Consider the following 930-nt stretch of genomic DNA (forward strand, 5'->3'; position numbering starts at 1 on the left):
GGACCGGAGTGGACGAACCTCTGGTGTTCGGGTTGTCATGCCAATGGCATTGCCCGGTAGCTAAGTTCGGAATCGATAACCGCTGAAAGCATCTAAGCGGGAAGCGAGCCCTGAGATGAGTCTTCCCTGGCACTTTAAGTGTCCTAAAGGGTTGTTCGAGACTAGAACGTTGATAGGCAGGGTGTGTAAGCGTTGTGAGGCGTTGAGCTAACCTGTACTAATTGCCCGTGAGGCTTAACCATACAACACCCAAGGGGTTTTGATGGACTCARATAAGAACATTGAATGTGTAATTAAAATTAAGAACTAAACACAGCTTTCCAGATTTTTTGCTTTCACTTTTTTAGAAAAAGTGAAGACAAAAACAGAATTTGCTTGGCGACCATAGCGTTGTGGACCCACCTGATTCCATGCCGAACTCAGAAGTGAAACGCAACAGCGCCGATGGTAGTGTGGGGCTTCCCCATGTGAGAGTAGGTCATCGCCAGGCTTTAATTTTGACCGTTTTCTGTATAGAAAACAGTCACCATAAAGTTTTAAACATTTTGCCTTTAGATTTTTTAAAATCTGAAAATAAAAAAGTTTAGAGTTTTATGTTGACTTACAGAGTCAATCGCGTATTATACGCATCCGCTCTTGAGGTTAACCCCTTGAAAGCAAAGCTCTTTAACAATTTAAACCTATCAATCTGTGTGGGCACTCGTTGATGATAATCAAAAGAATGAAACTCCGGTTTCAACTTTGGTTTCAATGAACTGAGTGACCAAACGATGACTTCGGTCATTGGCACAGTCAATTCATTATCGTTCTGTTGGAACGATAATAGCTTTAGAATTACATTAGTAGTTTTGAAGTCAGTATTCATTGAGCCGACAAAATCTTAAATTGAAGAGTTTGATCATGGCTCAGATTGAACGCTGGCGGCAGGCC

2 rRNA genes are annotated in these 930 nt (G+C 41.9%); both read left to right on the top strand.

From position 1 onward, the window contains the following. Nucleotides 1–242, top strand: a 23S ribosomal RNA gene (locus tag DPF91_RS21775); the annotation flags it as partial. A 132-nt stretch (nt 243–374) separates the two neighbouring features. After that, a 5S ribosomal RNA gene (gene rrf, locus DPF91_RS21780) occupies nt 375–490 on the top strand. Nucleotides 491–930: the final 440 nt, after the last annotated feature.

Source organism: Vibrio maerlii, assembly GCF_003415655.1.
In the GTDB taxonomy this organism is placed as follows: domain Bacteria; phylum Pseudomonadota; class Gammaproteobacteria; order Enterobacterales; family Vibrionaceae; genus Vibrio; species Vibrio maerlii.